The sequence below is a fragment of the Micromonospora sp. NPDC005553 genome, assembly GCF_042871765.1.
Classification (GTDB): Bacteria; Actinomycetota; Actinomycetes; order Mycobacteriales; family Micromonosporaceae; genus Micromonospora.
In genome coordinates, this window is record NZ_JBIAJD010000011.1 from 107,457 (window position 1) to 115,972 (window position 8,516).

Sequence of the window (8,516 nt, forward strand, 5' to 3'; positions counted from 1 at the left end):
GACCGACCCGCCCCCCACACACCACCCCCCCCCATTTCCCCAACAACCCCCCCCCGGGGGGGGGGGCCGCGGCGGCCCCCCCCCCCCGGGGGCGGCCCCCCCCCCCGGGCCCCCCCCCCCGACGCGTTAGGCATGGAACCAGCCGATTCGCACCCCGGCACGCACCTGTCGAGGGTCTTGTGGTGCGGTCCGAGCGATCTCTATACTTCTCCTAATTTTGGTGATCATCGATGCCACGGGGGGCAAGCGATGGCTGCACGACATCAGTTTGATGGATGCGAGACCAGGCGTCTGCATGGTCTCGAGGCAGTTACCGAACTGCGCGTTCACCGCCGAGCAGCGCTCTCGGGGCTCCATTAGCGACCTGCCCGTCACGGTCTTACGACGGGCCCTCTGTGGCAGCCCGGCGCGACCGCCCACGGGCCGAAGCACCCTCAGGTCGACCCTCCCTGCTCCGACCGCTCGCCGATCCTGACCCGCTCTTCCGGGTCTGGTCGGCCTTCCCTGCCTGCCCGTCGACGTCACGCGTCCGGACCACCGGAGCGGACGACGACACCTGTCCGACGCGTGTCACCACCAAGGCCTGGCCAGTGGGATGCGCCGGACGTTGTCCGACCCGATGTCACGTCGATCGACGGCAGCGGAGCGACCGCAGAGCGGTTGTCACGCATGCCGGTGGGGAGCACACATGGACACCGCCCGCACATCCTTGCCGTTACCCCGGCGTCGCAATCGAACACGACTACTGATCGCCGCCGCCAGCGCGACCCTGATGATCACGTCATTGGTCGGCGTACCGCCGACCGCGGCAGCCGCGGCGCAGTACAAGCCGCCGACGCCGCAGAAGGTGCCCACCGTGCCGGTGTCGCCGGTCGTCGCGGGCACGTCCGCTATGCGCGCGGTGATGCCGGACGCCACCCGCAAGCCGGCGCCGGTATGGCCAGCCGCAGGGGCCGCGGAGGTGGCCGTGGCAGCCAGGACGAGTGCACCGGCCGCGGCGGGTGCGCTCCCGGTGCGGGTGGCGCCGGCGGTGTCGGGTGCGGTGTCCGTGGCCGGGGAGCGGCTCGCGCCCGCCGCCGCTCCCTCCCGGGTGCGGGTGGAGGTGCTGGATCGGACGGCTACCGAGAAGGCGCGCGTCCGGGGAGTCCTGCTCCGCGTGGGTCGGGCCGACGGCGTCGCGGACGCGGCCAGTGTGCGGATGACAGTGGACTATGCGGGGTTCGCGACCGCGTACGGCGCCGACTGGTCGTCGCGGCTGCGCCTGATGTCCCTTCCGGCCTGCGCGCTCACCGAACCGGCGGCGAAGGAATGCGCGGGTACGCCGCTACCCTCGACGAACGATCTCACGTCGCGCAGCGTGTCCGCGGCGGTGCCGGTCTCGACGAGCACCGCGCTGGTGGCGTTGGCGGCGGGCGACTCCGGCTCGACCGGTGACTTGAAGGCCACCTCACTGCAGCCGTCGTCGACATGGACCGCCGGTGGGAACTCCGGCTCGTTCAACTGGTCGTACCCGATGCGGGTCCCGCCCTCGCTCGGCGGTCCGGCACCGACTCTGTCGCTGGCCTACTCGTCACAGTCGGTGGACGGTCGCCAGGCGGCGAGCAACAACCAGCCCTCCTGGGCCGGTGAGGGTTTCGAGGCGAACCCGGGTGGGTTCATCGAGCGGCGTTACCTCGGCTGCGGTCAGGACATGGATGGCTCGGCGAACAACACCAAGAAGACCAGTGACCTGTGCTGGGAGACGAGCAACGCCACCCTGTCGCTGGCCGGTCACTCCGGTGAGCTGATCTACAACGCGACCGAGGGTCGCTGGCACCTGCGCTCCGACGACGGGTCGCGGATCGAGCGCAAGACGGGCGCCAGCAACGGTGACAACGACGGTGAGTACTGGGTGGTCACCACCACCGACGGCACCCAGTACTGGTTCGGGGTCAACCGGCTGCCCGGCTGGGCCTCCGGCAACGCCGTCACCAACTCGACGCTGAACGCCCCGGTCTTCGGCAACGACCCGAACGAGCCCTGCCATGCCGATGCGTTCATCGACTCCGACTGCACCCAGGCGTGGCGGTGGAACCTCGACTACGTGGTCGACGTGCACGGCAACTCCGCCTCGTACTGGTACACCAAGGAGACCAACAAGTACGGCCGGAACCTCACCGCCTCCGACGCCGCGTCGTACGACCGCGCGGGCTACCTGGACCACATCTCGTACGGCACGCGCCGCGACGGTGGTGTCGATTCGGTGCTGAGCACGCCCGCGCCCGCGCAGGTGGTCTTCGGAGTGGCGGACCGGTGCCTGTCGAGCTGCACCACCCACGACGCGACGCACTGGCCGGACACCCCCTGGGACCAGGAGTGCACCGGGTCCAACTGTGGCACCGTCTTCTCACCGACTTTCTGGACCACCAAGCGGCTGTCGACAGTGACGACCCAGGTCCGCTCCGGCGGCTCGTACTCCGACGTGGAGCGCTGGACCCTCACTCACACGTTCCCCGATCCGGGTGACGGCACCCGCGCCGGACTGTGGCTGTCGAAGATCTCCCACGCCGGCCTGGTGGGAACGACCACCACCGTCCCGGACATCGAGTTCACCGGCGTGCAGCTGGCCAACCGGGTGGACACCATCGACTTCGCGGCGGCCATGAACTGGTGGCGGATCGCCAAGATCCAGACCGAGACGGGCGGCACCATCTCCGTCACGTACTCCGACACCGACTGCGTGGCCGGTCAGACACCGACCCCGCAGACGAACACCAAACGCTGCTACCCGTCGGTGTGGACCCCGGAGGGCTACGCCAACCCGGTGACCGACTGGTTCCACAAGTACGTCGTCACCACCGTCTACGAGCAGGACAACACGGGCGGGGCCCCGCCGCAGGGCAGCCCCCGGGTCGTGCACAAATACAACTACCTCGACGGCGCGGCGTGGCACTACAGCGACGACGACGGCTTGATCGAGAAGAGGTACAAGACCTGGTCGAGCTTCCGCGGCTACGGCCGGGTCGGAGTGACCACCGGCGACGCGGGGGAGCAGACCTACTCCGAGACCCGGTACTTCCGGGGTATGGACGGCGACCGGGCCGCACCGTCGGGCGGCACCAAGGCCGCCACAGTGGACGGGTTCACCGACGCCGACTGGTTCGCCGGGATGACCCGCGAGGTCAAGACGTTCAACGGTCCCGGTGGACCGGTGGTGTCCCGCGAGACCAACGACCCGTGGGGCTCGGCTGCAACCGCCAGCCGCACCTTCAACGGTGACACCGTCACCGCCCGCTTCGCCCGGGTCGCCACGACCCGGAAATACACCACCCTGGACGCTGGCCGCGGCGAGCGGGCCACCCGCACCACCACCACCTACGACTCACTCGGCATGGCCACCCAGGTCGACGACTTCGGCCAGGACGGGGTCGCTGGCGACGAGCAGTGCAAGAAGACCGACTACACCCCGCGCAACGACACCCTCTGGCTGATGGACAAGTCGCACCGCACCCAGACGTACGCGGTGCAGTGCTCCGCCACCACCGGCACCCTGACCGACGCCGACGTCATCAGCGACGAACGGATCAGCTTCGACGGCCAGGCCTTCGAGACCGCGCCCACCCGCGGCCTCGCCAGGAAGACCGAGAAGATGACGGCGTGGAACGCGGGATCACCCACCTTCGCCACCGTCTCCCAGGGCAGCTTCGACGCGTACGGGCGGGTCACCGCCGCCTGGGACGCGCTGAACGCCAAGACCACCACGGCGTACACGCCGGCCACCGGCGGCCCAGTGACCGCCACCACTGTCACCAACGCCTTGCAGCACGTGGCCACGACGATGATGAACCCGGCGTGGGGCAACAACGCCGCGATCGTCGACCCCAACAGCAAGCGAACTGAATTCGTTTACGACGGCCTCGGTCGGCTGACCGCAGTATGGCTGCCCGGCCGGGACAAAGGGAGCCAGTCGGCCAACGCCAACTTCAGTTATCTGATCCGCAACAACGCCGCCACTGTGGTTTCCTCCTCCCGGTTGAACCCGGCCGGCGCATACAACACGACGTACGCTCTCTACGACGGTCTGCTCCGCCTGCGGCAGACGCAGTCGCCTTCGCCCTCCGGCGGCCGACTGCTCACTGACACCTTCTACGACACCGCTGGTCGTGACCTGACGGCGTTCGGCAGCTACCACACCACAGGAACACCAGGCACCACACTGGTCACCGCCACCGAGCGCGCGTTCGTACCCACGCAGACCCGTACCGTGTATGACGGCGCTGGTCGACCAACCGCCTCTGTCTTCCGGCCCTACGACGCCGAGCGCTGGCGGACCTCCATCTACTACGCCGGGGACCGCACCGACGTGACCCCGCCCGCCGGGGGCACCGCCACCTCCACGCTGACCGACGCACGTGGTCGCACCAGTTCGGTGCGCCAGTACCACGGCACCAGTCCAACTCCCGGCACCGCGGGCTCTTGGGACACCACGTCCTACGCGTACAACCGCAAGGGGCAGTCGACCGGTGTCACCGACGCCATGGGAAACGAGTGGCGGTACGAGTACGACCTGCAGAATCGGCGTACCAAGAGCACCGATCCGGACACGGGCGCCACCACCTACACCTACGACGCCGCCGACCGGATGACGTCGTCAACCGATGCCCGTGCCGAAAAGTTGGCGTATCTGTACGACACCCTGGGTCGTAAGCGGGCGGTGTACGACGACGCCGTCGGCGGCACCATGCGGGCACAGTGGATCTACGACACCATCGCCAAGGGTCGGCTCTCGCAATCAACACGATTCGTCGGGAGCGCCAGCTACCAGACGAAGATCACCGGCTACACCGACCAGTATCAACCGACCGGTGTGCAGGTCGTGATCCCGGGCACCGAGGCCAACCTGACCGGCACCTACAACTTCACCACCACGTACAACGTCGATGGAAGCCGCGCCTCGGGCAGCATGCCGTCGGGGGGCGACCTGCCCGCCGAGACTCTCTTCTACGACTACAACGCCCTCGGTCAGCCGACCACCACGGACTCGCTGTACGGCACGACGAATCTCTCCTATGTGGCCGGCACGACGTACAACGCGCTCGGTGAATTGGAGCAGCTCACTCTCGATACTGACGAGACGGCCGGCGGCCGGGTGTGGCAGGCGTTCACTCACGAATTGGAGACCGGTCGGTTGACCGGCGTTCGGATGGACCGTGACACGGTCAGTCCGAACACCCTGTCAGACGTCCGCTACACCTACGACGACGCCGGCAACATCACCAAGGCCGTCGACGCAGCACCGACTGTGGTGGACGACACCCAGTGCTTCCGGTACGACTACCTACGCCGGCTGACCAGCGCTTGGACGCCGAGCAGCGGTGACTGCACCGCCGCAGCGTCGGCCACCGCGCTCGGCGGTCCGGCGCCCTACTGGCACTCGTGGTCGTTCGACCTGGTGAGCAACCGCAAGACGCAGGTCGTCCGCACCAGCACCGGCGACACCACCACGACGTACAGCTATCCGGGCGCCAAGAGCGCGCAACCCCATGCCCTGTCGGCCACCACCACCGGCTCGCTGGTGCAGAACTACCGGTATGACGCAACGGGCAATACCATCTGCCGGCCGGCGGGGACAGGCACGAACGCCTGCCCGACCGGCGGCGGGTCGCAGGTGCTCAGCTGGGATCCCGAGGGTCACCTGGAAACGAGCACCGACTCCACCGGCACCACCACCTACGTCTACGACGCGGACGGCAACCGACTGCTCCGCCGTGATCCAAGCGGAAAGACGCTCTACCTGCCGGGCCAGGAACTGCGGTACACCAACAGCAGCGGGGCCACCACCTGCACCCGCTACTACGCCTACGGCGGATCCCTGGTTGCCTCGCGGACCGGCGCGGGTCTGACGTGGCTCGCCGCCGATCATCAGGGAACAGCGAACGTGGCTGTCAGCGCCACCGCCGCCCAGGCCGCCACGGTGCGCCGGCAGGACCCGTACGGCAACCCGCGAGGCGGCAACCCGACCTGGGCCAACGACAAGGGGTTCGTCGGCGGCACCAGGGACAACACTGGTCTCACCCATCTCGGTGCCCGCGAATACGACCCCACCACTGGTCGGTTCGTCTCCGTGGACCCGGTCTTCGACATGCAGAATCCGCAGTCCTGGACCGGATACGGCTACAGCAGCAGCGCACCGGTCACGTTCAGCGACCCCAGTGGCCTGAGGGAGTGCGCTGGTTCCTATTCCTGCGACGGCGTTGGTGAAGGCGTAGGGGTGCCTCCGCCGCAGGATCAGTGCTACAACTACACCGGCGTTGGCCAGCGCCAGTGCGACAAGAATGGCGGCAGCGGGCAGAACACGAGCGCCGGCCAGGCCACCGGCGGTTCCGGTTCCGGTAAGAACTCGACGGCGAATTTGCCGACCATCCCGCCGGAGAAAAAGCGGCAACTGGACGATTACATCCGGATGGTCATAAACCAGAGCCCGGATACGTGGAACGTCCCCGGCAAGAACGCCTACAAGGCCATCATGGTCCGCATCAAGAACGCCATGTTCGGGGCGCCCGGTTGGAAAGATTACTGGGAAGCCTTGGATCAGATGGTGGTCTCCACCGTGATAGCCGTCGTCGGCGTCGCACTCTGCCCCGAGACAGCAGGCGCGGGTTGCGCGCTCGCTGTCGCGGCTTATGCCGGTGCCGCAGGCCAATGCATGGACGACTGTGAAGACACTCAGGCGATGGCGTTGGCGGCAGTGTTCGCTGTCGCGACCGACGGGATGGGACGAACGGGTGCGCGCGTTTCAGGGCTAACTCCAGGCGGTGTCAACAACCTGGTCGACGGCGCGCACATGGCAACCAATGACGCGATGAACACGGCTGTCGATTTCCTCGGACCCGGTTACCGCGACATGGGAGGTGGTAGGTTCCTGAGCCACGACGGGCTGCGGCAGGTCCGATTGACGGACGCGGATCTAGCCCATCCTCGTCAGGACCCTCACATCAATTTCGAAACCTATAATCAGCCGATCGGTCCGGGTGTACGCAGCGGCGGTCCGGTCAGCAACATTCACATCTACCTACCCGAGGAGCCGGGATGGCACACCCCGTAGGGACTGGCGGGTCCGTTGGTCGACCTACAACACCGATCACCGTCGATGCGATTCCCTATGACCCCGCACACGGTGTGGCGACGTGGTGGGACGACGAGACTATTCTTCGGGCAGAGGTCTGGGACGCCCCGGAGCGGACGGTCGTGATCTCCGGGAATCCCGCGGGACTGCGCTCTCTCGCCAGACACCTTCTGACCCTGGCGCAGAACGGGGTGCCCGACGGTCGGCACTTCGATTTCGATTCGTACTGTGGATGGCTGGAAGAAGGTTCGACAGCCCTCAGGATTGAAGTGGAGAAAAAGTAAATTCGCCGCCCTCCCCGCCATGGGACTGCTGCTTCACCGGCATTCGCCTATTCAGGTGAGGGTGTGAACGTCAGTTCAGGTGTGGTGGCCGTGGCGGCCTCGGAGATCGAGGCCGCCACGGCGTCCGCCCGCACGCAAGGCATCCGAAGTTATTCGTTGTCGACCGGGGCAGGTGGCGGGCGGGACGCCTTCTTCCACGCCGTCCGGGGGCACCGCCGCTCGATCCGCCCCTGGCGAGCAACTACAGCTGGGACCCGCTGGCCGACTCCATCTTCGGCGGCCTGGTGACTGCCGGCGTCGACCGGTTTCTGGTGGTGTGGACCGATGCGACGGAGATGGTCGCCTTTGCTCCCGAGGATGCCGACACCGTGGTCAGTGTGTTGGCGCAGACCGCTGTCGAGCTGGCCGAGCCGAGGTGCACCAACGGTCGACCTGTCTCGCTGACGATGCTCGTCGCCACGCCCGCCTGAGTCAGTGGGCGAACCGGTACCACCCAGGTGGTGTCTGGATGGGTCGCCTTGACGGCGTACCCGTTCTCCGTGATGGCCGTGGACGCGGCGAACAGCCTCCGCGACGTCCGCGCCGGTCGCGTACCGCGACGAGATCTTGGACAGTTTCCGTTCGCAGGTGACTGTCGTGTCCCGAGACATGTGTCAAGGGGAAGTCCCGATAGATGTGTCATGTGTTGTTGATCAGGCTGCTCGGGTGAGGGTGGTGTAGGTCCGTTCGGGGGTGAGGTGGAAGTGGCCGAGGGGTTGGCCGTCGTGGTGGTAGATGGTGATTCGGTTGTGGTCGCGGATGGCGGTGACGGTGGTGCCGGCGTGGGTGGTGCCGACGCTGGTGCGGTGTCCGGCGACGCGGATGACGCCGGTGTTGCCGACGAGGCAGTGGTGCAGGGTGGCGTCGGTCTGGGTGGGTAGGCTTCCCGGTCCGCCGAGGCTGGGGGCGTCTGTCCATGCCTGGGCGGGGGTGGCGCGTGCGGGTAGGGCGCTGTGGCGTCGTTCGGTGTTGTAGTAGCGGCGGTAGGTGTTGAGGAGGTTCTGCAGTTCGGCGCGGGTGGTGGGGGTGGGTTGGGTGCTCAGCCATTTCTTGAGGGTTTGGTGGTGGCGTTCGACTTTGCCGCAGGT

Annotated in this window: 3 protein-coding genes; 2 read left to right on the forward strand and 1 reads right to left on the reverse strand. The window is 67.4% G+C overall.

Annotated features, from left to right (window positions below):
- Positions 1–772: 772 nt before the first annotated feature.
- A complete protein-coding gene (locus ACFYPG_RS31580; RefSeq protein WP_355009416.1) occupies positions 773–7,084 on the forward strand; it encodes an RHS repeat-associated core domain-containing protein in 6,312 nt (2,103 codons plus the stop codon).
- Between the two features lie 589 nt (positions 7,085–7,673).
- On the forward strand, positions 7,674–7,859 hold the full coding sequence (locus ACFYPG_RS31585; protein WP_355009417.1) for a hypothetical protein: 186 nt from the start codon (positions 7,674–7,676) through the stop codon (positions 7,857–7,859).
- Positions 7,860–8,081: 222 nt separating this feature from the next.
- Here ACFYPG_RS31585 and ACFYPG_RS31590 read toward each other — a convergent pair.
- The coding region (locus ACFYPG_RS31590) for an integrase core domain-containing protein (protein ID WP_387354873.1) at positions 8,082–8,516 on the reverse strand (435 nt) is incomplete at its 5' end.

Bases quoted from the DNA above. Each gene is read 5' to 3' on its own strand.
- ACFYPG_RS31580 (WP_355009416.1), top strand. From the start codon at position 773: ATGATCACGTCATTGGTCGGCGTACCGCCGACCGCGGCAGCCGCGGCG.